The 24772-nt window shown below is 70.2% G+C and carries 23 protein-coding genes; 12 read left to right on the plus strand and 11 right to left on the minus strand.

The window, feature by feature from the left end; translation table 11 throughout:
* Positions 1 to 949: 949 nt before the first annotated feature.
* The 5 genes from ACFW9O_RS07285 to ACFW9O_RS07305 all read left to right on the plus strand — a co-directional run bounded on the left by ACFW9O_RS07285 (position 950) and on the right by ACFW9O_RS07305 (position 6252).
* Entirely contained in the window at positions 950 to 1180 is a 231-nt protein-coding gene (locus tag ACFW9O_RS07285; RefSeq protein WP_384606100.1) for a hypothetical protein, read from the plus strand.
* 49 nt (positions 1181 to 1229) lie between these two features.
* The gene (locus tag ACFW9O_RS07290; protein ID WP_384606102.1) at positions 1230 to 1862 is read left to right on the plus strand and encodes a PadR family transcriptional regulator; all 633 of its coding nucleotides are present in this window, start codon (positions 1230 to 1232) and stop codon (positions 1860 to 1862) included.
* Between the two features lie 111 nt (positions 1863 to 1973).
* The gene (locus tag ACFW9O_RS07295; protein WP_384606105.1) at positions 1974 to 2738 is read left to right on the plus strand and encodes an ABC transporter ATP-binding protein; all 765 of its coding nucleotides are present in this window, start codon (positions 1974 to 1976) and stop codon (positions 2736 to 2738) included.
* A complete protein-coding gene (locus ACFW9O_RS07300; RefSeq protein WP_384606107.1) occupies positions 2735 to 5602 on the plus strand; it encodes an FtsX-like permease family protein in 2868 nt (955 codons plus the stop codon). The genes ACFW9O_RS07295 and ACFW9O_RS07300 overlap by 4 nt, the downstream gene beginning before the upstream one ends.
* 101 nt (positions 5603 to 5703) lie before the next feature.
* Positions 5704 to 6252: a bacterial proteasome activator family protein gene (locus tag ACFW9O_RS07305; protein WP_329209210.1), complete on the plus strand. Its 549-nt coding sequence runs from the start codon at positions 5704 to 5706 to the stop codon at positions 6250 to 6252.
* A gap of 136 nt (positions 6253 to 6388) precedes the next feature.
* On the opposite strand, the gene ACFW9O_RS07310 is transcribed toward ACFW9O_RS07305, so the two are convergent.
* From ACFW9O_RS07310 to pdhA, 7 genes are all read right to left on the minus strand, one after another.
* Positions 6389 to 7375: an NAD(P)H-quinone oxidoreductase gene (locus ACFW9O_RS07310; protein WP_384606109.1), complete on the minus strand. Its 987-nt coding sequence runs from the start codon at positions 7373 to 7375 to the stop codon at positions 6389 to 6391.
* A gap of 69 nt (positions 7376 to 7444) precedes the next feature.
* A complete protein-coding gene (locus ACFW9O_RS07315) occupies positions 7445 to 8587 on the minus strand; it encodes a potassium channel family protein (protein ID WP_384606112.1) in 1143 nt (380 codons plus the stop codon).
* Entirely contained in the window at positions 8545 to 10125 is a 1581-nt protein-coding gene (locus ACFW9O_RS07320) for a molybdopterin molybdotransferase MoeA (RefSeq protein ID WP_384606114.1), read from the minus strand. The genes ACFW9O_RS07315 and ACFW9O_RS07320 overlap by 43 nt, the downstream gene beginning before the upstream one ends.
* A 95-nt stretch (positions 10126 to 10220) precedes the next feature.
* Positions 10221 to 11096: an NTP transferase domain-containing protein gene (locus ACFW9O_RS07325; RefSeq protein ID WP_384606116.1), complete on the minus strand. Its 876-nt coding sequence runs from the start codon at positions 11094 to 11096 to the stop codon at positions 10221 to 10223.
* Positions 11097 to 11153: 57 nt separating this feature from the next.
* The gene (locus ACFW9O_RS07330) at positions 11154 to 12581 is read right to left on the minus strand and encodes a dihydrolipoamide acetyltransferase family protein (protein ID WP_384606119.1); all 1428 of its coding nucleotides are present in this window, start codon (positions 12579 to 12581) and stop codon (positions 11154 to 11156) included.
* Positions 12581 to 13612 carry an alpha-ketoacid dehydrogenase subunit beta gene (locus ACFW9O_RS07335; RefSeq protein ID WP_351166439.1) on the minus strand — a complete coding sequence of 344 codons (1032 nt, stop codon included), beginning with the start codon at positions 13610 to 13612 and terminating at the stop codon, positions 12581 to 12583. The genes ACFW9O_RS07330 and ACFW9O_RS07335 overlap by 1 nt, the downstream gene beginning before the upstream one ends.
* The gene (pdhA, locus tag ACFW9O_RS07340; protein WP_384606122.1) at positions 13609 to 14763 is read right to left on the minus strand and encodes a pyruvate dehydrogenase (acetyl-transferring) E1 component subunit alpha; all 1155 of its coding nucleotides are present in this window, start codon (positions 14761 to 14763) and stop codon (positions 13609 to 13611) included. Before pdhA ends, ACFW9O_RS07335 begins: the two co-directional genes overlap by 4 nt.
* Positions 14764 to 14975: 212 nt before the next feature.
* Between pdhA and ACFW9O_RS07345 the strand changes: the two genes are divergently transcribed.
* Positions 14976 to 15497, plus strand: a complete 522-nt coding sequence (locus tag ACFW9O_RS07345) for an Lrp/AsnC family transcriptional regulator (RefSeq protein ID WP_384606124.1) — start codon at positions 14976 to 14978, stop codon at positions 15495 to 15497.
* 25 nt (positions 15498 to 15522) lie between these two features.
* Here ACFW9O_RS07345 and ACFW9O_RS07350 read toward each other — a convergent pair whose 3' ends face one another.
* Entirely contained in the window at positions 15523 to 16116 is a 594-nt protein-coding gene (locus ACFW9O_RS07350; RefSeq protein WP_351166445.1) for a TetR/AcrR family transcriptional regulator, read from the minus strand.
* A 123-nt stretch (positions 16117 to 16239) separates the two neighbouring features.
* On the opposite strand from ACFW9O_RS07350, the gene paaN reads away from it, so the two are divergent.
* Positions 16240 to 17940 (plus strand): phenylacetic acid degradation protein PaaN, encoded by a 1701-nt coding sequence (paaN, locus tag ACFW9O_RS07355; RefSeq protein ID WP_384606128.1) that lies wholly within the window; start codon positions 16240 to 16242, stop codon positions 17938 to 17940.
* Positions 17941 to 18026: 86 nt separating this feature from the next.
* Here the strand turns inward: paaN and ACFW9O_RS07360 are convergent, their stop codons facing one another.
* From ACFW9O_RS07360 to ACFW9O_RS07370, 3 genes are read right to left on the minus strand one after another with little or no spacing between them, the layout of a single operon-like run.
* Positions 18027 to 18737: a TrmH family RNA methyltransferase gene (locus tag ACFW9O_RS07360; RefSeq protein ID WP_351166449.1), complete on the minus strand. Its 711-nt coding sequence runs from the start codon at positions 18735 to 18737 to the stop codon at positions 18027 to 18029.
* Positions 18734 to 20083: an HTTM domain-containing protein gene (locus tag ACFW9O_RS07365; protein ID WP_384606130.1), complete on the minus strand. Its 1350-nt coding sequence runs from the start codon at positions 20081 to 20083 to the stop codon at positions 18734 to 18736. Before ACFW9O_RS07365 ends, ACFW9O_RS07360 begins: the two co-directional genes overlap by 4 nt.
* Positions 20002 to 20997 (minus strand): DUF5819 family protein, encoded by a 996-nt coding sequence (locus tag ACFW9O_RS07370; protein ID WP_384606133.1) that lies wholly within the window; start codon positions 20995 to 20997, stop codon positions 20002 to 20004. The genes ACFW9O_RS07365 and ACFW9O_RS07370 overlap by 82 nt, the downstream gene beginning before the upstream one ends.
* Before the next feature lie 115 nt (positions 20998 to 21112).
* Between ACFW9O_RS07370 and paaA the strand changes: the two genes are divergently transcribed.
* Genes paaA through ACFW9O_RS07395 form a run of 5 tightly spaced genes read left to right on the plus strand, consistent with a single transcriptional unit; the run spans position 21113 to position 24670 of the window.
* The gene (gene paaA, locus ACFW9O_RS07375; RefSeq protein ID WP_384606136.1) at positions 21113 to 22132 is read left to right on the plus strand and encodes a 1,2-phenylacetyl-CoA epoxidase subunit PaaA; all 1020 of its coding nucleotides are present in this window, start codon (positions 21113 to 21115) and stop codon (positions 22130 to 22132) included.
* Positions 22129 to 22419: a 1,2-phenylacetyl-CoA epoxidase subunit PaaB gene (paaB, locus tag ACFW9O_RS07380; protein WP_030972485.1), complete on the plus strand. Its 291-nt coding sequence runs from the start codon at positions 22129 to 22131 to the stop codon at positions 22417 to 22419. Before paaA ends, paaB begins: the two co-directional genes overlap by 4 nt.
* The gene (gene paaC / locus ACFW9O_RS07385) at positions 22416 to 23117 is read left to right on the plus strand and encodes a 1,2-phenylacetyl-CoA epoxidase subunit PaaC (RefSeq protein ID WP_384606139.1); all 702 of its coding nucleotides are present in this window, start codon (positions 22416 to 22418) and stop codon (positions 23115 to 23117) included. The genes paaB and paaC overlap by 4 nt, the downstream gene beginning before the upstream one ends.
* Positions 23111 to 23608, plus strand: coding sequence for a 1,2-phenylacetyl-CoA epoxidase subunit PaaD (paaD, locus tag ACFW9O_RS07390; RefSeq protein WP_351166457.1), 498 nt, complete (start codon positions 23111 to 23113; stop codon positions 23606 to 23608). Before paaC ends, paaD begins: the two co-directional genes overlap by 7 nt.
* Entirely contained in the window at positions 23609 to 24670 is a 1062-nt protein-coding gene (locus tag ACFW9O_RS07395) for a 2Fe-2S iron-sulfur cluster-binding protein (RefSeq protein ID WP_384606142.1), read from the plus strand. It begins immediately after the preceding gene.
* Positions 24671 to 24772: the final 102 nt, after the last annotated feature.

The following is a 24772-nucleotide window of genomic DNA, read 5'->3' on the forward strand; positions in this document are numbered from 1 at the left end:
TGATCATTTCGCATGCACGCGACAAGTCACTGGTGGGGGTCAATTTCAATGCGTGAACATCACGCCATCCTGGCAGTAGCAGTTGCACCGGCTGCTGTCGCTGTGCCTCTTGCCGCATCACCGGCTGCAGCCGCAGTGACCGGCACTTCATGCAGCGCCGAAGGGGCATTCGGACAAGGCACGTGGACTTGGAACGGCAAGAACAGCATCAGAGGGCTGAATCTCACCGTGACAGACACCGTCGCCGACGGACACCACGTGGCATTCGCCTGGTCACGTCAGACTCGGATCCGGATGCCCACCATTGGTCTTGGCATCATCTTTATGCCGGTAAGGGCTCTTCAGACACCTGGAGCACCACCGCCGAAGACAGCCGAGAGCTCAAGAGGGTCTCGATCGAAGCTGCGGTGTTCGAGGGCAACGATCACAAAGCTCGGCTGCCCCGCCGGCAGCCTCTTGAATCCGGCTTTCCAGTTCGTGGTCGAAAACCGAAACAACCTCCTGCATTTGCGCCAGATCCGGCGTCTCCCGGGCCCCGGTCACTCAACATGCCGGAAGGGTCCAGGCGTGTGAGGCTGATCCCATGCCTCATGGACCCTCTCCACTACGGGCGTCGCAGTACGTGACCGGTGTCGCGTTTGCAGCAGTGGTAACGCTGGGGCCTTTGAACGGGAACTCGCACGCGGGCGGGCATTGGGCTGCTATAACACCTGGTTCTTCGCCGATGCATCGGGCAAAGGTCTCAGCGGTCACACCCCTTGGGCCCGGAGTTCAGGCCCGCCTCGCGGACAGCGACCCGCTCGCACCCATGTGGCTTTCCGGCCACTCTGCGAAGCCGTCCACAGGTCCAGCAGCGAGCATTCCTCCCCACACTTCCAGCGAGAAGCCTCAGCATGCCGGGAGGCAGGCCGGGGAGGGACGGGCGCGGCCCGGGCGGTCCCTCACTCCCATGGAGCTCGCGGACGCCTCGGCCTCCGCCGACGAGGTCCCGCCGGAGGCCGATCCCGTACCTGCGGTCACACCCCCGCCCGACGCGTTCCCCGAGCCCGGGCGGACCTCACGGCAGGCACTGGACGAGCCCGCCGTACGACAGGTGCAGCAGGTGTCGCTGGGGGTGGGAATCGCCCTGGTCGGCCTGGGGCTGGGGTTCCTGGGACTGCGGTTGCGCCGCCAGAACTGATCGGCGGCGGGGCTTGCACTCGACAACATACTCGGTATACATACTCAGTATGTCGATCCGCCACGGGCTGCTGGCCCTCCTGGAGCGAGGGCCTCGTTACGGCTCCCAGCTCCGTACCGAATTCGAGTCCCGCACCGGCTCCACCTGGCCGCTGAACGTCGGCCAGGTCTACACGACCCTCAGCCGGCTGGAACGTGACGGCATGGTCGCCCAGGACGGTGAGGACGACGCGGGCCACGCGTTGTACTCGATCACCGACGACGGCCGCACCGAGCTGCAGAACTGGTTCGAGACCCCGGTCGACCGCAGCAACCCGCCCCGGGACGAGCTGGCCATCAAGCTCGCGATGGCGGTCGGGGCGCCCGGCGTCGACATCCGGGCCGTCATCCAGTCCCAGCGCAGCCACACCGTGAAGGCCATGCAGGACTACACCCGGCTGAAGGCGCAGGCACTCGCGGACGTCCCCGCCGACCGCGACGAGGTCGCCTGGCTCCTCGTGGTGGAGCAGCTGATCTTCCAGGCCGAGGCCGAGGCCCGTTGGCTGGACCACTGCGAGTCCCGCCTCGTCCGCCTTGCCGAAGCCGCCGCCACCGAACCCGCTGCCCGGCCGGGGCCCACCGCGGCCACCGGTCGTGGAAGCGCCCGCTCAGCGGCCTCCCGGCTGCGCGGCACCCGCCGCTGACAGGGGACGGCTGACCGCCCGCACCTTGTCGGCGGTGACAGACCGCCGACGCCGCACCGATCCGGCCCGCCCCGACCTTCCGCACGTCGTTCCTAGGGGGAACCGCCCACCATGTCCTCGTCCGCACCGCTCACGTCCTCCGGCCTGCCCGTGGACGCCCCTGTCCTCGAACTGAGGGAGCTGACCCGTACCCACGGCTCCGGCATCGCGGAGGTGCACGCCCTGCGCGGCATCAACCTCTCCGTGCACGCGGGGGAGCTCGTCGCCGTGATGGGCCCCTCCGGCTCCGGCAAATCCACCCTGCTGACCCTGGCCGGCGGTCTCGACACCGCGAGCAGCGGCCAGGTCGTCATCGAGGGCCAGGACATCTCCACGCTCGGCCGCAAGGGCGTCGCCGCCCTGCGCCGGCGCAGCGTCGGCTACGTGTTCCAGGACTACAACCTGATCCCCGCACTCACCGCCGCGGAGAACATCGCCCTGCCCCGTGAGCTCGACGGCGTATCCGTCCGCAAGGCGCGCAAGGAGGCCCTCGCCTCACTGGAGGAGATGCACCTCACCGAGATCGCCGACCGCTTCCCGGACGAGATGTCCGGCGGCCAGCAGCAGCGTGTCGCCATCGCCCGCGCACTCGTGGGCGACCGCCGTCTCGTCCTCGCCGACGAACCCACCGGGGCCCTCGACTCCGAGACCGGCGAAGCGGTCCTCGCCCTGCTGCGCAACCGCTGCGACGAGGGAGCGGCCGGCGTGATGGTGACGCACGAGCCGCGGTACGCGGCCTGGGCCGACCGTGTCGTCTTCCTCAGGGACGGGTCGATCGTCGACCAGACCCTGTCGTCGGGCGCCGAATCGCTGCTCACCGCAGAGGGTGCCAAGTGAAGGTCTTCACGGGGTGGCGCGCCGCCCTCCGGATCGCCCGGCGCGACGCCCTGAGGTCCAAGGGCCGCAGCGCACTCGTCGTCGCGATGATCGCCCTGCCGGTCCTCGGTGTGACCGCCGCCGACGTCACGTACCGCAGCTCCACGCCGACCGCTGCCGAGAAGCTGACGGCCGCGATGGGCTCGGCGGACGCCGTGTTCAGTTCGGCGGGCATCGGGCCCGTCCAGGTCGAGCAGCTGCCCGACCTCAGGACCTACGACGTTCCGCCCGGCGCGCCGCAGCCGGACAGCGGCACCGCGAAGCCGGTCGACGTACCGGGTGCCTTCCCGAAGGGCTCGCGGTACGTCACGGAGCAGTCCGTGCCCGCCACGGTCACCACCCGGCACGGCATAGCCAACATCGAGATCGTGGAGCTGCGCACCTCCGACCCGGCGGTCCGCGGCAAGCTCGACCTGGTCGACGGTGCGTACCCGGCAGGCAAGGACGAGGTCGTCGCGACAGAGCACTTCCTCGAGTCGACCGGGCTGCGCATCGGCTCCCGCACGACGGTGAGCGGCCCCGAGCAGACGTACACGATCACCGGCAGTGTCGAGCTGCACAGCGAGCTCGGCGCGAGCACGCTGTACGCCGACCCGGGTGCGGTCGTCGCACCCTGGAAGGCCGCGGCCGCCCAGGACGACAAGATTGTCCCGCCCAACCCCGGAGACACGAAGTGGCTGGTCCAGGGTGCGCCCGGCGCCGGTATCACCTGGCCGGACGTGCTCGCGGCCAACAAGAAGGGCGTCCTGGTGCTGTCCCGCCAGGTGGCCCTCGACCCGCCGCCGGACTCCGAGGTGCCGCTGGCCGCACGCGCCGGCATGGGCTTCCCCGAAGGCTCGGCCGAGCTGAGCGCGGCCGTCGTGACCGTCGTCGCCATGGCGGTCCTGGAAGTCGTCCTGCTGGCGGGCCCCGCCTTCGCGGTCGGTGCGCGGCGCTCGCGCAGGCAGCTCGGCCTCGTCGGTACCTGCGGAGGTGACCGGAGCCAGGTACGGGCGGTGGTACTGGCCGGCGGTGCGGTGCTCGGCGGATTCGGCGCCGTGGCCGGCGTCGCCGCCGGTCTCGGGCTGACCGTCCTGTTCCGTCCGATGATCGAAGGCTGGTCCGGGAATCGTTTCGGCTCGCTCGAGATCCGCCCATGGGAACTCCTGGCGATCGCCGTGATCGGCCTGGTCACCGGAATTCTGGCCGCGCTGGCCCCCGCGATCGTGGCAGGCCGCCAGTCCGTGCTGGAATCGCTCACCGGCCGCCGCGGAACACGTCGGAGCTCACGCGTCCTGCCTGCGGTGGGCTGTGTGGCGATGGCCGGCGGCATCGCGGTCGCCGTCATCGGCGGCACATCAGGCAACACGAACCTGGTCGCCGGCGGCTCGGTCGTCGCCGAACTCGGCGTGCTCGCCTGCATCCCCGTGATCGTCGGCTTCCTGGGCCGGCTCGGCTCGCGGCTCCCGCTCTCCCCGCGGATGGCACTGCGCGACGCGGCCCGCAACCGGGGCCGCACCGCACCCGCGGTCGCCGCCGTGATGGCCGCCGTCGCGGGCACCGTGGCCATCGCCACGTACACGGCCAGCGTGATGGCTGAGCACGAGTACGACCACATACCCATGCTCACGCCCGGCACAGCGGCGCTCGTGGGCTCACCGCCGACGGAGGGTGAGCAGCTTCCCCTGGCCCGCGCAGCCGTCGAGCGGAACCTGGCCGTCAGCGGCGGCCGTGCCGACTTCGGACGTGTCTGGGCCGGCTCCGACTGCTCCGTCTACTACGAGGAGGAGAACGGCTGCGGCTCACTCGAGCTGGTCAAGCCGACCGGCAAGGGCCACAGCTGCCCGCTTCAGGGAGCGGGAGCCAGGAAACTCGCCGAAGGGCTCTCGGCCGACGCCCACAAGAAGCTGATGGGCTCCCCCGCCTGCGTCGACGAGTACATCCAGGCGTACTCGTTCGATTCGGGCATCGCCAAGATCGTCGTGGGAGACGCTTCCGTACTGACCTCGTACGTGAAGCTCGACGACCCCGAGGCGGCCAGGGCACTGGCGGACGGCACACCCGTGCTGCTCAACCCGGCGTACGCGGAGAACGGCCGGATCAGCCTGAAGGCCGTCCACACGTACAACGAGCGCGACACCGAGAACCGGAAGCTGCACCCGGGCAAGGCCAGGACAACGACGGACCGGATCAAGGTGTACGTCGCGCCCGGAAAGTACGCCGCCACTCCCGGAATCCGCATGATCCTGCCGCAGGAGACGGCGGACCGGCTGGGACTGCACACCCAGGACTACGGCAGCATCTACACCGTCACCCACACTCCGACGGACGCCGAGCAGCAGGCGGTGCAGGCAGCGTTCGCGCAGACCGGGGGCGGCTCCGCCTACCTCCAGACGGAAGGCGGGGCCGGAGCGCAATCCCGGGACGAGGATGTGATCCTGCTGATCCTCGCCCTGTTCGCGGGCGTGGTCACCCTGGGCGCCGCCGCCATCACGACCGGCCTGGCCAAGGCCGACGCGGAGGCCGACCTCACCACGCTCAGCGCGGTGGGCGCACCCCCGGGCGTGCGGCGTTCACTCTCCGGCTTCCAGTGCCTGGTGGTCGCCCTCACGGGGGTGCTGCTCGGCACGGTGGCCGGCATCGTGCCCGCGGTGTCGCTGCGGCTGATCGACCTGCGCGAGGCGATGGCGGCCATGCGCAAGGAGCCCATGGATTCCGCGTACACGCCGATCGTGGTGCCGTGGGAGACCATCGGCCTGCTGACCCTGGTCGTGCCCGTCCTGGCCGGGCTGCTCGCCGCCGCGTTCGCCGGGTCGCGGCTGAAACTGGCCCGCCGCGCGGGGTGAACGACCGCTGACCGGCTGTTCCGGTGCCCCTGGAAAGGGTGGATCATCCCTTTCCGGGGGCACCACCGTGATGTGCAGCAGGTATACGAGACAATGGCGGCATGGAGATGCCGAGGAATGACCGGTCGCAGGAGCACCCGCAAGTCCTTGTGGTGGGACAGGACGGAATGGCTATCGGCGGCGGTGGCAGTGACGACGAGTCGCGCGAGGTCCCGGTGACGGAGATGGTCGAACAGCCCGCGAAGGTCATGCGCATCGGCAGCATGATCAAACAGCTCCTTGAGGAGGTCAGGGCGGCTCCTCTCGACGAGGCGAGCCGGGTCCGGCTCAAGGAGATCCACGCGAGCTCGGTGAAGGAGCTCGAGGACGGGCTGGCGCCGGAGCTGGTGGAGGAGCTGGAGAGGCTCTCGCTGCCGTTCACCGAGGAGTCGGTCCCGTCCGAGGCCGAACTGAGGATTGCGCAGGCCCAGTTGGTGGGCTGGCTGGAGGGCCTGTTCCACGGCATCCAGACGGCTCTGTTCGCCCAGCAGATGGCGGCCCGTGCGCAGCTGGAACAGATGCGTCGCGCCCTTCCTCCTGGCGTGGGCCACGAGGACGAGGAAGGCGGCACGGACCCGCACGGGCCGGCCCGATCCGGCCCGTATCTGTAGGCCTCGCCTTCGTCATCCGACCTCTGGCCGCCGAACGCGGTACGCGCAGGGGCCCGGCACACGCTGTGTGTGCCGGGCCCCCGCGCGTAGGCGGTGCCTGGTGCTCGTGTTCGGCGTTCCGTAAGGCCGTACGGTGTCAGGCGCCGGGTGCGAGCAGGAGGACCTTGCCGATGTGCGCGCTCGACTCCAGCACCCGGTGGGCCTCCGCAGCGTCCGACATCGGCACCGTGCGGTCCACGACCGGCCGGACGACCCCCTCACCGATCAACGGCCAGACATGTTCCCGTACGGCTGCGACGATCGCGGCCTTCTCCGCGAGTGGACGACCGCGCAGGGAGGTGGCCGTGACGGCAGCACGCTTGCTCAGCAGGGCGCCGAGGTTCAGCTCGCCCTTGACGCCCCCCTGGAGCCCGATGATCGCCAGCCTGCCGTTGACGGCCAGGGCACGCACGTTCCGGTCCAGGTACTTCGCCCCGACGATGTCGAGAATGACGTCGGCACCCGTGCCGTCCGTCGCCTTGCGCAGTTCCTCGACGAAATCCTGCTCGCGGTAGTCGATGAGGATGTCGGCGCCGAGCTCCTGACAACGCGCCAGCTTCTCCGCCCCGCCCGCGGTCACCGCGACGCGCGCGCCGACGGCCTTCGCGAGCTGGATCGCCATCGTGCCGATCCCACTGGACCCGCCGTGGACCAGCAGCGTCTCGCCGGGGCGCAGATGGGCGACCATGAAGACGTTCGACCAGACCGTGGCGGTCACCTCGGGCAGCGCGGCAGCCGTCGCCAGGTCCACACCCTCGGGCACGGGCAACAACTGCCCGGTCGGCACGGCAACCTTCTCCGCGTAGCCACCGCCCGCCAGCAGCCCGCACACCTCGTCGCCCACCGACCAGCCGGTCACGCCCGGCCCCAGGGCGGCGACACGGCCTGCGCACTCCAGACCGGGGTAGGGGGAGGCACCGGCCGGAGGGTTGTAGAAACCCTGCCGTTGCAGGACATCGGCCCGGTTGACGGCGCTGGCCACCACCTCGACGAGGACCTCGCCCTCGCCTGGTACGGGATCGGGGACCTCGGCCCATACGAGCGCCTCGGGGCCACCGGGTTCGGGGATCGTGATCGCATGCATGGCCGCGAGGCTACTCCGCTCGGCCCGGCGAACGCGGCACACGAACACGGCACGGTCCCGGTGGAGGTCCTAGGGACGCTGGTTGGACTGCGGCGGATGGTTCATGGGCGGGATGTGAAGCGGGCTGGCGCGCACGATCGTGATCACCCGGTCCGTCAACTGCAGAGGGCTGGCCGCCGGATCGTCGTAACCGAGCAGTCTGTGGCCACGCAGCACACTCACCACGAGGTCGTCGGTCTCCCGGACGCTCTTGCCCACCTCGGCCTTTATCACCGGCCGTTCGACGAGATCCAGACCACTTCCCTGCTGAATGAGGTCCTCCATCACCGTGCCCGCACTGGGGCTGAGTACGGAGAGACCCAGCAGACGGCCCGCCGCGCTCGCGCTGGTGATCACAGCGTCGGCGCCGGACTGACGCAGCAGAGGCGCGTTCTCCTCCTCGCGCACGGCGGCAACGATCTTCGCGCCCCGGTTGAGCTGACGCGCGGTCAACGCGACCAGTACAGCGGTGTCGTCGCGCTGGGTGGCGATGATGATCTGCCGCGCTTTCTGGACCTCTGCCCGCAGCAGTACATCGCTGCGTGTCGCATCGCCCAGCACTCCGACGAAGCCTTCGGCATTGGCTGCTTCGATCACCTTGCCGGCCGGATCGACGATGACGATCTGGTCCTTCTTGAGACCCGTGGCGCAGAGCGTCTGAATTGCCGAGCGGCCCTTGGTGCCGAAGCCGACGACAACTGTGTGTTCACGCAAGTTGGTTCTCCAACGGTTCAGCCGGAAGTCCTCCCGGGTCCGTTCCGTCAGGACCTCGAGGGTGGTGCCGACCAGGATGATCAGGAAGAGCACGCGCAACGGCGTCACCAGCAGCACATTGACCAGCCGGGCCGTCTGACTGTAGGGGACGATGTCGCCGTATCCGGTCGTCGACAGCGTCACCGTCGCGTAGTAGACGGCGTCGAGGAGATCGACCTTCCCGTCGGCGTTGTCGTGGTACCCGTCGCGGTCGATCCAGACGATGAAGACCGTGGTGGCCAGCACCGTCAGCGCCATCGCCAGCCGCTTGGCGACCTGACGCAACGGCCTGTCGACGACCCGTCGGGGCAGGAGCACCCGAGTGGGGACGATGTTCTCGTCGGCGCGCCTGGCCATCGCGTCCTGGCCCGGAAGTTTCACGTGAAACACCCTTCCGTCCACGGCGTCGCCGAGGCCCACGGTAGATCGAGGATCTCCACCTCGGTGCCGGACCGTACCCCGCCGGGCGGCACAACGGCCAGTCCGTCAGCAGCGGCGATCCCACGCAACATCGCAGGTCCGTTGTAATGCAGGGGAACGACGTGGTCCGTACCGCCCGCACTGTCCGCACGATGGACCACGGGGACGAGCCGGGTGTCGTGCGGATGCCCGTGCACTTCGTCCCGCACGATCGCCCGGTACGGATCCTGGGCGGCTCGTCCGGCGATTCCCCTGAGCAAAGGCTCGGCCAGGGTGAGCAGTCCGGAAACGGCGGCGAGCGGATTGCCGGGCAGCCCGACCACATAGGGGCCGCCGTCGGCCTGCCGGGCAAGGAGCATGGGGTGCCCCGGGCGCACGGCCACCCCGTCGACCAGCAGCTCGGCCCCCGTCTCGGCCAGAACCGGGTGGACGTGGTCGACCGGCCCGGCGGCGGTGCCACCGGTGGTGAGGATCAGATCGGCATCCGAGGTGGTGAGGGCGTGTCGGAGCGCCTTCGCGTCATCGCCCAGGCGTTGAGGGGCAGTCACATCGGCTCCCAGGGCCCGGAGCCAGGGCGCGAGCATGGGGCCGAGTGCGTCCCGGATCAGCCCGTCGTGCGGAAGTCCGGCGGTGAGGAGCTCGTCGCCGAGAACGAACACGTCCACCCGGGGCCGGGGCACGGCAACGAGGGCGTCGTAACCCGCAGCGGCTGCCAGGCCCAGGACAGGAGGGGTGACCAGGGTGCCGACGGGCAGGAGCTGATCGCCGGAGCGGCACTCCTGACCACGGGGCCTGATGTCCTGCCCGGGGACGACCTGGCGCGTCGCGTGGAGCAGCCCTTTGGCCTCGTCGCTGCGGGCGTGTTCGCTACGGATGACCGCGGTGGCGTCCACCGGAATGCGGGCCCCGGTGGCGATCCGTACCGCTTCACCGTCGGGAAGCGGCGCCGGCGCGCTGCGTCCGGCGAGCAGCCCTTCACCCGCACGTACGGTCCACGGGCCGGGTCCGGCGACGGCCCAGCCATCCATTGCGGACGTGTCGAAGGACGGCAGATCGGTGAGCGCCACGACCGCCTCGGCCAGGACGTGGCCGAGCGCCCGGTCCAGGGGAAGCCGATGGGCGGCAAGGGGTGCGACACGGCCGAGGCGCTCAGCCAGAGCGCGCGCTTCCGCCCAAGGGGTGCTGTGGGCGCGAGTGCGGCGGGCTTGGGCGGAGGGCGAGACACGCGCGGGGGACGGGGCCCCGGAGCGACTCGGGGAGCCCGGGGAGTCCGGGGGTGTGTCGCCGGGCGACTGAGGTCCGGAGGGCTGGCGCCTGGGGGACTGGGCTGTAAAGGACTGAGAGGCGGAGGGCTGGGAGGCGGAGGGCTCCGCCTTCGCCGAGTCCGGCGCAGAGGACGGCTCCGGCGAGGAGGACGGGCCGGCCGAGTGGACGGGATCCGGTGCCGGGTGCGCAGCCCGTGGCCGACGCCCGACGAGTGCCAGGGCCTGCTCCACGGCGCGCTCTTCTTCAGCGGCCCGCGCCTCCTCCACCGACATCGACGAAGCCCGGCCCGCGTTCGGAGCCGGGGTCCCGGATCCGCTGCCCGTACGTCCGGACGGCAAAGGGCCTCCGTCGTCGCCTCCGAGTGCCGTCATGGTGTGCCGGCCCCGTTGCCGCTCCCCGCCTCTTCCTCCCACCGGAGGGCGAGCGCGGTGGCCTTCCTGGCGGCCTCCGCCACCGCTTCGGCCGCGGCTTCCGGGCTCGCGCCGCTGCTCGCCTTCGCCGCCGCGTACCCCACCAGGAAGGTGGTCAGAGGTGCGGCAGGTCTGGCGACGCCATGGGCGGCATCACGGGCGAGGTCGAGCAGAACGCCGGTGTCGACGTCGAGTTCGATGCCCAGTTCGTCCTTGACTGCGTTGATCCATTCATCCAGCACGGTCCCATGCTCCCTGATGCGCGCCCTGGCGGCAGCAATGTCTTCCCAGGTGTCGCAGTCGAACGAGGCCAGGGGACCGGCCTCGACCCGGACCAGGTCCAGTTCGCCGGTCAGAAGCCGCAGGGGCAGCCCGGCGAGGCTGCCGTACTCGGTGGCGAGAAGTGCGAGCTCACGGCGCAGCGGCTCGGCTCGGTAGACCGCGACCAGCGGCTGGTCCCGCCCGTCCGGGTCGGTGCACAGGGCGCCTTCGTGAACTCCCGTCGCGGCAGCGGCCAGCAACGAATTGACGGTCGTCTCCCCCAGGAACGGCAGATCCGCGGAGAGCACCAGAACGCTCTCCGCGGACGTGTGCCGCATCCCTGCCCCGAGCGCGGCCAACGGCCCGCCACCCGGTGGCACTTCGCGTGTCCAGGTGACCGGACGCGCGGTAGGCCTTCGCCCGCCCACCACTACGGTGGCCCCGGCGTCGGCGCAGACGCCGAGCACCCGGTCGAGCAGCGCGCGGCCGCCCACCCGGACCCCTGGCTTGTCGGCTCCCCCGAGCCGTTTCGCGGCCCCTCCGGCAAGAACGATGGCGTCATACACGGTCATGCTCCGAGTATGCGTGCCACCCCGCGCCACCGATCCCGCGGGGGAGCCCGCATCCGGCTAAAGCGTGCGCAGCAGAACCGTGGGCTGCTCCACGCAGTCGGCCACGTACCGCAGGAATCCGCCCGCCGTCCCGCCGTCGCAGACCCGGTGGTCGAACGTGAGCGAAAGCTGGACGACCTGGCGGACCGCCAGCTCACCCTGGTGCACCCACGGCTTGGGCATGATCCGGCCAACCCCGAGCATGGCCGCTTCGGGGTGGTTGATGATCGGTGTCGACCCGTCCACGCCGAACACCCCGTAGTTGTTCAGCGTGAATGTCCCGCCGGTCAGATCCGCCGGGGTCAGCTTCCCCGTCCGGGCCACCTCGGTCAGCCGGGCGATCTCCGCGCCGACCGACTCCACATTTCGGGAGTGCGCGTCCCGGACGACCGGAACGACGAGCCCCCGCTCGGTCTGGGCCGCGAAACCCAGATGGACCTCGGACAGCCGGACGATCTCCCGGGCCTCGGTGTCCACAGTCGAGTTGAGCTCGGGGAACCGGGCCAGAGCCGCTGTGCAGATGCGCGCCAGCAGAGCGAGCACCGACACCTTGGGCGCGGTGGAGCCACCGGCCTTGTTCATCGCGGCCCTCGCCGCCATCAACTCGGTGGCATCGGCGTCGACCCAGCACGTTGCATCGGGAATCTCGCGCCTGCTGCGCGCCAGCTTGTCGGCGACAGCGCCACGCACCCCGCGCAACGCAATCCGCTCACCCGTCGAACGGGACGCCGAAGCCGCCACCGGACGAGACGCCGGAGCCGCCGAGGCAACCTGCTCCTCCTCCGCAACCCTGATCGCGGATTCGACATCGGTACGCAGAATCAGTCCGTCGCGCCCGGAACCCGCCACCAGCCGGAGATCGAGACCGTGCTGCCGCGCGAGCTTCCGAACAAGAGGAGAGATGACCGCCACCGGGCCCGGCGCCTCCTCCGCGAAAGGAACCGGAGGCAGAACCGGAGCCGTGGCCGCAAGCGGAGCCGTGGCTGCAAGCGGAGCCTTGGGCGTGCCCGGAGCCGTGGCCGTCCCCGTGAACGACTCGGGCAGAACCCGGCGACGGCGCGCAGCGGGTGCGCCCGTGCCGTAACCCACGAGCACGTTGCCGGACGTTGAGTCGCTACCGGACGTCTGCCCCGTCTCCGTCGCGGCACGGGATCCGGACGGGGAACCGGAAGCCGGCCCCTGGCCCGTCAACAGCTCCTGCGACCCGACGGCCACCGTCAGCAGCGGTGCGCCGACCGGAAGTTCGGCACCCTCCTCGCCGAACCTCGCCGTCACCACACCCCCGTAGGGGCACGGCACCTCCACCATCGCCTTGGCCGTCTCGACCTCGACGACCGGCTGGTCGATGGCGACGACGTCGCCGACCTCCACCAGCCAGCGCACGATCTCCGCCTCGGTCAGCCCCTCGCCGAGGTCGGGCAGCTTGAATTCGAGCACCTGCGGCATCAGTTGTCCGCCTCCCACTGAAGACGGGCCACCGCGTCGAGCACCCGGTCCACGCCCGGCAGATGGTGGCGCTCCTGCATCGGGGGCGGATACGGGATGTCGAACCCGGCCACCCGCAGCACCGGCGCTTCCAGGTGGTGGAAGCACCGCTCGGTGACCCGGGCGGCGATCTCTCCACCCGGACCGCCGAAACCGGAGGACTCGTGGACGACCACCGCACGGCCCGTACGCCGCACCGAAGCCGCGACCGTCTCGTCGTCGAACGGCACGAGCGAACGCAGGTCCACGACCTCGAGATCCCAGCCCTCGGCCGTGGCTGCCTCCGCCGCCTCCATGCACACCGGCAGCGACGGCCCGTACGTGATCAAGGTCGCGCTGCGCCCCGAGCGGCGGACAACGGCCCGCCCGATCGGCTCGACCACGGCAGGCGCATCCGGCGACCACGCGGCCTTCGACCAGTAGAGCCGCTTCGGCTCCAGGAAGACCACCGGGTCGTCCGAGGCGATCGATTCCCTCAGCAGCCCGTACGCGTCCTCGACCGTGGCCGGCATGACGACGTGCAGACCGGGCGTCGCCATGTAATACGCCTCGGAGGAGTCGCTGTGGTGCTCGACCCCGCCGATCCCGCCGCCGTACGGCACCCGGACCGTGATCGGCAGCGGCATGGCGCCCCGGGTCCGGTTCCTCATCTTCGCGACATGGCTGATCAGCTGCTCGAACGCCGGATAGGCGAACGCGTCGAACTGCATCTCGACGACGGGCCGCAGCCCGTACATCGCCATACCGACCGCCGCGCCGAGGATTCCCGCCTCGGCCAGCGGCGTATCCGTACAGCGGTCGTCGCCGAACTCCTTCGCCAGACCGTCCGTGACGCGGAAGACGCCGCCGAGTGTGCCGACGTCCTCACCGAGTACGTGCACGGTCGGGTCCTCGGCCATCGAGTCGCGCAGTGCACGACCGAGCGCCTGCGCCATGGTGGCCGGCTTGGCCGTGCCCGCCCGCTCGCCGGCCATCGCCGCCACCGTCGTCATCGACCTTCCTCCGCGCCGCTCTCGCCGTGCTCGGCGTCCAGCTCGACCCTCAACCGGGCCGCCTGCTCACGCAACTGCTCGGTCTGTTCCTCGTAGACATGGGAGAACAGGTCCATCGGATCGAGCACCGGATCAGCGTTCATCTGCTCGCGCAACCCCGCCGCCATGCGTTCCGCCGCCTCCCGCACCGTCTCGATACCGTCCTCGTCCAGCAGGCCGCGCCCGGTCAGTTCCCGCTCCAGCAGCAGGATCGGATCGTGCGCACGCCACGCCTCCACCTCGCTGTCGACGCGGTACCGGGTGGCGTCGTCGGCGTTCGTATGGGCTTCCATGCGGTACGTGACGGCCTCGACCAGCGTCGGCCCCCCACCACGCCTGGCCCGCGCCACCGCCTCGCCGAGCACCTGGTGCACGGCTGCCGCGTCGTTTCCGTCGACCAGGCGGCCCGGCATGCCGTACCCCACAGCCTTGTGGGCCAGGGACGGCGCCGCCGTCTGCTTGGCCAGCGGCACGGAGATGGCGAAGCCGTTGTTCTGGACGAGGAAGACGACCGGGGCGCGCCAGACGGCCGCGAAATTGAGCGCCTCGTGGAAATCGCCCTCGCTCGTCCCGCCGTCACCGACCATGGCGAGTGCCACCACGTCGTCGCCCTTGAGCCGCGCCGCGTGGGCCAGACCCACGGCATGCGGCAACTGGGTGGCCAGCGGGGTGCACAGCGGGGCGATGCGGTGTTCACGCGGGTCGTAACCGGTGTGACGGTCTCCCCGCAGCAGCGTCAGCGCCTCCACCGGGTCGAGACCGCGCGCCACGGCGGCGAGAGTGTCCCGGTAGCTGGGAAACAGCCAGTCGCGCTTCTCCAGCACGAGCGCCGCCGCGATCTCGCACGCTTCCTGACCGGTGCTCGACGGATACACCGCGAGCCTGCCCTGCTTGGTCAGAGCGGTGGCCTGCGTGTTGTACCGGCGGCCTCGCACCAGCTCCCCGTAGAGCCGCAGCAGCAGCTCGGGGTCGACGTCGGCGGCGGCGTCCGTACCGAGCACGCGGTACGGCTCAGGGTCCGGGAGCAGCGGCGCGGGGTCGGTGAGCGGCTTCCAGGCCGGGGGCGGCGTGGGCCTGTAGGCGGCTGCGCCGGGCAGCTCTTGGACCGTCATGACAAGCACCTCCTGGCATCGAGATACATCGAGGGGTGTTCGAAATCTTCAGGAATGTCAAGGAATAGGCGAGGCACGGGTGTGGTGTGCCTCACCTACCGATTGTTCGGTCGTGGGCGCATTTTGGCTACAGGCACCGTCAGCCTGTGGACAAACGGTTCTCCACAGCCTGGGATAGAGACAGGTCGTCCACAACAGGGAGGCACGGGCAGATGGCAGCTGAACAAATGGCCGACAGGGGCGAGGGCCCCGGCCAGGTTCCGCCCGCGCGGCCACTGGACTCCATCGACCGCGACATCCTCCGCATCCTGCAGACGGACGGCCGCGCCTCCGTGCGGGCTGTCGCCGAACGCGTCCACGTATCGCGGGCCAACGCCTACGCACGGATCAACCGCCTCGTCGAGGACGGAGTCATCCGCGGCTTCAGCGCACGGGTGAATCACGAGCGGGCGGGGCAGGGCGCCTCCGCGTACATCACACTCAAGATCGTCCAGAACTCCTGGCGCACCGTGCGCGAACAGCTCCAGGCCCTGCCGGGAGCCACTCACATCGCCCTGGTCAGCGGCGACTTCGATGTCCTGCTCCTGGTCCACACCCCGGACAACCGGGCACTGCGCGAACTGGTCCTGACCAGGATCCAGGCCATACCCGAGGTGCTCTCCACCCGCACCCTGCTGGTGTTCGAGGAGACCGACCTGGGCCCCCGCCCGGACCGCACGGCAGAGCTCGCCTAGGGCTTCGCTTCCGGACCGGGCCGGATCAGCGGCTGGCCCGCATCCCCTCGAAGGCCAGCTGGACGACGGTGTCGGCCAGCTGCTCCCGCTCGGCCGATCCACCCGGCTGCGGGCGGTACCACTCGACCAGGGAGTTCACCATCCCGAAGAGCAGCCGTGTGGCCATGCGTATGTCCACGTCGGCGCGCAGGTCGCCGTCCGCCACGGCGGCCTTGAGCAGTTCCGACACCCGCTGGTCGAACTCGCGCCGCCGCTCCAGGGCCAGGCGCTCGGTCGCGGTGTTGCCGCGCACGCGCAGCAGCAGCGTGACGTACGGCAATTCGTCCATCAGGACCTCGACGGTGCGGCGCGTCACGTACTCGACCCGCTCGATCGCCCGCCCCCGCGTCGCGCCCGGCTCGTCGAGAATCCCGAACAGCCCGTCGAGCGCCCGGCTCACCGCGCGCCGCAGCAGCTCTTCCTTGCCGGCCACGTGGTGGTAGATCGACGATTTGGAGATGCCCGCCGCCTTGGAGAGGTGCTCCATGGACGTGCCGTCGTAACCGCGCTCGTTGAAGACACGGACGGCAACGGTGAGGAGGGTCTCCGGGGTGTACGTGTCCCGCTTGGCCGTGGTCATGACCGCGATCCTCCCCCATGAGTTGTCCACAGGTTTCTTGGGGCCCCTTGTCCCGACCGATCGTTCGGTTACTCTAACTCCGTCCGCACATCCCTGCCCAGCTCGACGAGGAGTTGGTCCGTCATGGCCGCCGAGCTTTCCACCGAGAAGCTGTCCGAGACCCATCGCCCGACGCTCGACCAGGCCCTCGACGCGATCCGTACGCGCGCCTACTGGTCCCCGCACCCCGAGCACCCGAAGGCCTACGGCGAGGGCGGCCTCCCCGGCAGCCTGGGCGCGGCCGAGGGCAAGGCCGCGTTCGACGCGGTGCTGAACACCACACTCGATCTCGGCCAGCCCGGGACCGACGGCTGGACCGGCGGGGAGGTCTCGCCCTACGGGCCGGAGCTCGGCGTCGAGTATCCGCACGCCGATCCGGACGTCCTGCTCCCGGCGATGACCGCCGGGTCGGGCGCCTGGCGGGCGGCCGGACCGGAGACCAGGGCCCTGGTCTGCCTGGAGATCCTCGCCCGGATCAGCGCCCGCACCCACGAGCTCGCCCACGCCGTGATGCACACGAGCGGGCAGGCTTTCATGATGGCGTTCCAGGCGGGCGGCCCGCACGCCCAGGACCGCGGCCTGGAAGCGGTGGCCTACGCGTACGCGGAGCAGGTCCGCACGCCCCTGACCGCCGACTGGTCCAAGCCCCAGGGCAAGCGCGACCCGCTCCAGCTGCACAAGTCGTACACAGCGGCCGGCCGCGGCATCTCGCTCCTGATCGGCTGCAACACGTTCCCCACGTGGAACGGCTACCCGGGCCTCTTCGCCTCACTGGCAACCGGTAACCCGGTCCTGGTCAAGCCGCACCCCAGGGCGGTCCTGCCGCTCGCGCTGACCGTCCAGCTGGCACGCGAGGTGCTGTCCGAGGCCGGCTTCGACCCGAACCTGATCGCGCTGGCGGCCGAGCGGCCGGGCGAGGGGATCGCCAAGACCCTCGCGGTACGCCCCGAGATCAAGATCATCGACTACACGGGATCCTCCGCCTTCGGCGACTGGCTGGAGGCCAACGCCAGGCAGGCCCAGGTCTACACGGAGAAGGCGGGCGTCAACACGATCGTCCTCGACTCCACCGACAACTACCGGGGCATGCTCGCCAACCTGGCCTTCTCGCTCTCGCTCTACAGCGGCCAGATGTGCACCACCCCGCAGAACCTGCTCATCCCACGGGACGGCATCACGACCGACGCGGGCGCCAAGTCGTACGAGGACGTTGTCGCGGACATCGCGGAAGCCGTCAACGGGCTCCTCGGTGACGACGCCCGGGCCAACGGGCTGCTCGGCGCCCTGGTGAATCCCGACGTCAAGGCCCGCCTGGAGGCGGCAGCGTCACTGGGTGACGTCGCCCTCGCCTCGCGCACCGTGGCCAATCCCGACTTCCCCGACGCGGTGGTCCGGACACCGGTCATCGTCAAGCTCGACGGCACCAAGCCGGATGAGGGGGCGGCCTACCTCTCGGAGTGCTTCGGCCCCGTGTCGTTCGCTGTCGCGGTCGACTCGACCACCGACGCGCTGGAGCTCCTGCGCCGCACCATTCGGGAGAAGGGCGCGATGACGGTCGGCGCGTACACCACGTCCCCGGACGTGGAGCGCGCGGTGGAGGACGTCTGCCTCGACGAATCCGCCCAGCTCTCGCTGAATCTGACAGGCGGGGTGTACGTCAACCAGACCGCGGCGTTCTCCGACTTCCACGGTTCGGGCGGCAACCCGGCGGCCAACGCGGCGCTGTGCGACGGAGCCTTCGTCTCCAACCGTTTCCGGGTGGTGGAGGTCCGCCGCCAGGCGTAGGGATCCACCGGCGGCCGGTGCCGGCTGTCCGGTGCCCCCGTGTCCGGTGGAGCGAGGCGAGCACGGCGTGTGCCCCGCTCCACCGGCTACTGGACCCGCGGGTCCGGGATGTCCGCGTACCGCTGCACCCACGCGTGCATCGCGATGGCCGCCGCCGCACCGGCGTTGATCGACCGTGTCGAGCCGAACTGCGCGATCGAGCACACCATCGACGCGTGCTTGCGGGCGTCCTCCGTCAGCCCGGGCCCTTCCTGCCCGAACAACAGCACGCACCGTCGCGGCAGCTCCGTACGCTCCAGCGGTACGGCCCCGGGAAGATTGTCGATCCCGATGATCGGCAGCCCCTCGGCCGCGGCCCAGGCGGTCAGGTCCGCGGTGTCGGGGTGGTGCCGCACATGCTGGTAGCGGTCGGTGACCATCGCCCCCCGCCGGTTCCAGCGCCGCCGGCCCACGATGTGGATCTCCTTGGCGAGGAAAGCGTTGGCGGTGCGCACCACCGAACCGATGTTGAAGTCGTGTCCCCAGTTCTCCACCGCGACGTGGAAGTCGTGCCGTCGCAGATCGAGATCGGCGACGATCGCCTCCCTCGTCCAGTACCGGTAGGAGTCGCCCACGTTGCGCCTGTCCCCCTGGGCGAGCAGCTCGGGGTCGTAGCGCTCCCCCTCGGGCCAGGGCAGCGGATGGGGGCCGACGCCGATCTCCGTGCCGTAGCCGTCGTCGTACTGGATCGGCTCGGCGGACGGATCGGGCGCCGTGGTCGCCGGGGGCTCTTGTGTACTACCGGTCTCGCTGCTCACCCGACGAGCGTATGGCCACCGCCACCGCCGTGCTGCGGTGCCTCCCGCTCCTGGCCGCCCGGCTGCCGCTGCCCGGGCAGCACGGGCGTGCCCGCCGGGCGGGAGAACAGCCGCTGCCGGCCGCGCGTCACCCTGGCTCCCAGCCACACCAGGAAGACGGTCGGCAGGAAGACAGCGTCTGCGGCGATCATCGCCATCGAGAAGAACGGCAGGCCCAGCAGGACGGCGATGCCGGCGTGCTCGCCGATCATGACGACCAGCAGGACGTTCTTGACCCGGCGGTTGAACAGCGTGAAGGGGAAGGCGACCTGCACGATGACCGTGGCGTACGTCAGCACCATGACGGCCAGGGCGCTGGACGCGAGAAGACCGGACAGCCCTGGCCACGGCGTGAAGTAGTCGAGCTTGAGCGGGTAGTAGAGCGCGGTGCCGTCCTGCCAGCGCGAGCCCTGGATCTTGTACCAGCCGGCGGTCGCGTAGATCAGGCAGACCTCGGCCATGATCACGACGAGGGCGGCGCCGTGGGCGAGGTTGGCCACGACATCGAGCAGCGTGCGCAGCTCACGGTCGGGTGCGTAGCGGTTCAGCAGCCACCAGACGGCGTTCCCCAGCCACAGCACCCACAGGAGCGACTTCAGCCACCACGTGCCGCCCAGCCCACCCATCAGCGTGGCCACGAGCAGGACGGGACCGACCGCGGCCCAGAGGAGCGGCCCCGCCACGTCCCGGACCGGAGCGCGGCCCCCCGCGGAACGGGCGGCGTCCCGTCCCGCCCGGCGCGCATCCAGCGACCAGACACGCGCACAGCGCGTGAGCACCAGGTAGATGGCCAACAGGTGGATGACGTTGTCGCCGCCGTCGCCCATGAAGATGCTGCGGTTCTGCAGCGAGAGGACCCCGACCATGAAAAGGACGGCCGTGACGCGGGTGCGCCACCCGATCATCAGGAGCGCGGCCGACAGCAGCGTGAGCGCGTACACGATCTCGAACCAGAGCGTGCTGTCGGACCACATGAGGACGGTGAAGGCTTCGTTGCTGTGGATGAGCTGACGCGCCATGTCCCAGCGCCAGGGGCCGTCGGGGCCGTACAGCTCATGGCGGTGCGGCAGCTCACGCAGCAGGAACAGCAGGTATGTGGCTGAGACACCGATCCGGACGACGGCACTCTGGTACACGCCGACGGGCGAAGCGGTGACGCGCTGGATGCCACGGGCGAGACGGTCGGCGTTCCGTACGTTCTTACGGGTCCGAGCGGTGGGTGCGCTCACTTCTCCGCCTCCTCGGCCTGTGCTGCCCGGTCCGCCGCGGCCGACTCGGGAAGATCGTCGGAGGTGACTGTCCACCATGGGAGCACCCGGTAGTTCGGCTTGGTGCTGATCTTCTCCTCGCTCCACGGCGGCACCCCGACAGAACGCACGGCGGACCGCACCTGGATGCGTTCGACCGTCCCGGCGTAGTTGTGGTCGATGAGGCGCAGCATCACGATCCGGCGGATGTAGCGCTCGGAGAGCTCGCCGCGCAGACCGTTGGCGCGGTTCTCGTTGTCGTGGGAGCCCACGTAGAAGTCCCAGGCGCGGCGGAGCTCGTTCTGGTCGACGTGGCTGGGGAGGGGGTTTCCGCGTATCGCCTCGCCGTCCTCGCTGGAGAGGCTCATCCAAGGCGTGGTGCGTCGGCCGTCATCGCCGGCGATCTCGGCCCGTACGTGCACGGCGACGTTCTGCTGGAGCGGATTGGGGGCGAACAGCTTCCAGTTCTGCTCGAACTCCGGGTAGACCCAGGCGTCGACCGATTCGCCGTGCTGCTTCGTCAGCGTGTTGGACGGTGCGACGTGCAGGAACACCATGGCCAGGTGTCCGAAGGCCAGCAGCCCGATGACCGACAGCGCCAGCGCTGCGGTGACTTGGTACGGAAGCGAGAGCGCGGCTATTCCGGCGCTCGGACGGCGAGGCTGCCCAGGTGCCGCGCCGACTGCGGGGGTGGTGCCGGGGGTCGGTCCAGGATCCTCGCCGGGTACGAGGGCGGGTGCGGTGCCGGGTGCGGGAGCTGTACCGGGTGCGGCATCCGTTGCCTTGTCCGGCCGGCGGCCCGCCCCGGTGCGGGGTATCTCCGCCGATCCGGCACCCGCGTCTTCGTCCCCGCTGTCGGGGTGCGGGGCTGCAGCGTGCGGCTCCCCGTCCGGACCGGCTTCCCGATGACTCACCACCTCCGGCCAGGCGAGCTTCTTCTCGCTTCCGGCGTGCCCACCGTGGTCCGAATCCATCCCGCCCCGATCACCATCGATCACCACTCAGTTATCCACAGGGTTGACACCCTACGGGCCTCCGACTCACCATTGAAGTCAGTGAACCGAACGATCGGTCGGTAGGGAGTGCGGGATGGCGGCAGTGACTGCGGACCAGACGACGCAGGGGACGGCAGGCACGGCGGACGCGGCGCGCGCCGCGGCATTCGACGCCGCGGTGGCAGCCGACGACCGGATCGAGCCGCGGGACTGGATGCCGGACGCCTACAGGGCTTCACTCGTCCGCCAGATGGCCCAGCACGCGCACTCCGAAATCATCGGTATGCAGCCCGAGGCCAACTGGATCACCCGCGCGCCCTCGCTGCGCCGCAAGGCGATCCTGATGGCGAAGGTGCAGGACGAGGCCGGTCACGGGCTGTATCTGTACAGCGCTGCCGAGACGCTCGGCACCAGCCGCGAGGAGCTGCTCGACAAGCTCCACGCGGGCCGGCAGCGCTATTCGTCGATCTTCAACTACCCGACGCTGACCTGGGCGGACGTCGGTGCGATCGGCTGGCTGGTCGACGGCGCCGCAATCACCAACCAGGTGCCGCTGTGCCGCTGCTCCTACGGCCCCTATGCGCGGGCGATGGTCCGGATCTGCAAGGAGGAGTCCTTCCACCAGCGCCAGGGTTACGAGCTCCTCCTCGCCCTCAGCCGAGGTACTGCAGCGCAGCACGAGATGGCTCAGGACGCGGTGAACCGATGGTGGTGGCCGTCGCTGATGATGTTCGGCCCGCCCGATGACGCATCGGCGCACTCGGAACAATCGATGGCCTGGAAGATCAAGCGCCACTCCAACGACGAGCTGCGCCGTCGCTTCGTCGACATCTGCGTCCCGCAGGCAGAAGCGTTGGGTCTCACCCTCCCGGACCCCGACATCCGGTGGAACGAGGAGCTCGGACAGCACGACTACGGAGCGATCGACTGGACGGAGTTCCAGGAGGTCCTCAAGGGCAACGGCCCCTGCAACGAAGAACGGCTCGCCCAGCGACGCACAGCCCACGAAGAGGGCGCCTGGGTCCGGGACGCGGCAGCGGCATACGCAGACAAGCACGCAGCAAAGCCCGGGGCATCCGGAGCAAGCGCAGAGCCCGGGGAGGCAACAGCATGAGCAGCTCGACCGACTGGCCGCTGTGGGAGGTGTTCGTGCGCTCACGGCGCGGGCTCTCCCACACTCACGCAGGCAGCCTGCACGCGCCCGACGCGGAGATGGCACTGCGCAACGCACGCGATCTGTACACACGCCGCTCGGAAGGCGTGTCCATCTGGGTTGTTCCCTCGACCGAGATCACCGCTTCCTCGCCGGACGAGAAGGACTCGTTCTTCGAACCCGCCGGGGACAAGCCCTACCGCCACCCCACGTTCTACGAGATCCCCGAAGGGGTGAAGCACCTGTGACCGCGGCCCTCGCACTCGGCGACGACGCGCTGGTGCTCTCGCACCGGCTGGGGGAGTGGGCGGGGCATGCCCCCGTTCTGGAGGAGGAAGTGGCCCTGGCCAACATCGCCCTGGACCTGTTGGGGCAGGCCAGATTGCTGCTCTCGTTCGTCGGCGACGAGGACGAGCTGGCCTTTCTCCGCGAGGAGCGCTCCTTCCGCAACCTCCAGCTGGTCGAGCAGCCGAACGGCGACTTCGCCCACACCATCGCCCGCCAGCTCTACTTCTCCGTCTACCAGCACCTGCTCTACGAGCAGCTGGCCGCGGGCGGGGGCGAGTTCGCAGACCTCGCCGCGAAGGCCGTGAAGGAGGTCGCCTACCACCGCGACCACGCGGAGCAGTGGGTCCTGCGGCTCGGCGACGGCACTGCGGAGAGCCACGAGCGCATGCAGCGCGGCCTGGACACGCTCTGGCGGTACACCGGCGAGCTGTTCCAGCCCGTCGAGGGAGTCGACGTCGACTGGGAGGCCTTGCAGAACAGCTGGCTGACTGCCGTCACCTCCGTCGTCGAGCAGGCCACGCTGACGCTCCCATCCGGCCCGCGGTCCGGAGCATGGACGGCAGGGGCGGGCCGGCAAGGACTACACACCGAGCCGTTCGGGCGGATGCTCGCCGAAATGCAGCACCTGCACCGCAGCCACCCGGGGGCGTCATGGTGACCGAGACCCTCCTGGAAGCGGAGCTCCACCGGCTCGCGGGCTCCGTGCCCGACCCCGAGCTGCCGGTCATCACCCTGGACGAGCTCGGTGTGCTCCGCGGTGTGCAGGTGCACGGCCCCGACAGCGTCACCGTGCGGCTCACTCCGACGTATACCGGCTGCCCGGCGATCGAAGCCATGTCCGCCGACATCGAGCGGGTGCTTCACGAACACGGCGTGGCCGACGTCTCAGTGGTGACCGTCCTCGCCCCGGCCTGGTCGACGGACGACATCAGCGACGAGGGCCGACGCAAGCTCGCCGAGTTCGGCATTGCGCCGCCCCGTCCCGGAGGCATGCGGGGCGGACCGGTGCCGCTGACCCTCGCGGTGCGCTGCCCTCACTGCGGTTCCACCGACACGGAGCTGCTGAGCCGCTTCTCCTCCACCGCGTGCAAGGCGCTGCGCCGCTGCGTCGACTGCCGCGAACCGTTCGACCACTTCAAGGAGTTGTAGATGTTCCATCCGCTCCGGGTCAGCGCCATAGAACGGATCACGGACGATGCGGTGGCTGTCACCTTCGCCGTGCCGCCCGAGCTGCGCGAGACCTTCCGCCACAGCCCCGGCCAGCACCTCAACGTGCGCTACAGCGCCGACGGCGAGGAGATCCGCCGGTCGTACTCGATCTGCGCACCGGCCGTCCAGGCGCCCGGCGACCCGGTGCTCCGGGTGGGCATCCGCATGGTCGACGGCGGTGCCTTCTCCACGTACGCGCTCAAGGAACTGGCCGTCGGGGACCAGGTGGAAGCAATGGCGCCGATGGGCCGCTTCGTGCTCGACCCTCGCCCCGGCCACTTCGCGGCGATCGTCGGCGGCAGCGGCATCACGCCGGTGCTGTCGATCGCGGCGACGCTGCTGGCGAGGGAACCCGCAGCCCGCTTCTGCCTGATCCGCAGTGACCGTACGGCTGCCTCCACGATGTTCCTGGACGAGGTGGCCGAGCTCAAGGACCGCTATCCGGACCGGTTCCATCTGGTGACGGCGCTGTCCCGGGAGGAGCAGGCGGCCGGGCTCCCCTCCGGCCGGCTGGACCGCGAGCGGCTCACCGGACTGCTGCCCGCGATGCTGTCGGTGCCCGACGTGGACGGCTGGTTCCTGTGCGGGCCGTTCGGTCTGGTCCGTGGAGCGGAAGGTGCGCTGCGGGAGCTCGGCGTCGACCGGGCCCGAATCCACCAGGAGATCTTCCACGTCGCCGACGAGGGAACGGCATCACCGTCCGTTGCCCGGGCCGCCGTACCGGCGGACAGCACGCTCACAGCGACCCTCGACGGCCGCTCGGGCAGCTGGCCCGTGCAGGACGGCGAATCCCTTCTGGAGACGGTCCTGCGGAGCCGCTCGGACGCCCCTTACGCCTGCAAGGGCGGAGTGTGCGGAACGTGCCGGGCCTTCCTGGTCTCCGGCGAAGTGCGGATGGACCGCAATTTCGCGCTGGAGCCGGAGGAGACCGGGGCGGGGTTCGTGCTGGCCTGCCAGTCGCACCCGCTCACCCCGGATGTTGAGCTCGACTTCGACCGCTGAGGCGCTGCCCGCTGAACCGTGTGCCCGCTGAACCCTCTGTCCGCCTTACCGCAGCAGCGCGAAGCGCCGTGCCGGCGGGTGGAGAGCCGTCGGGGCCAGAAC

This window comes from Streptomyces sp. NPDC059499 (assembly GCF_042749285.1).
Lineage (GTDB): Bacteria > Actinomycetota > Actinomycetes > Streptomycetales > Streptomycetaceae > Streptomyces.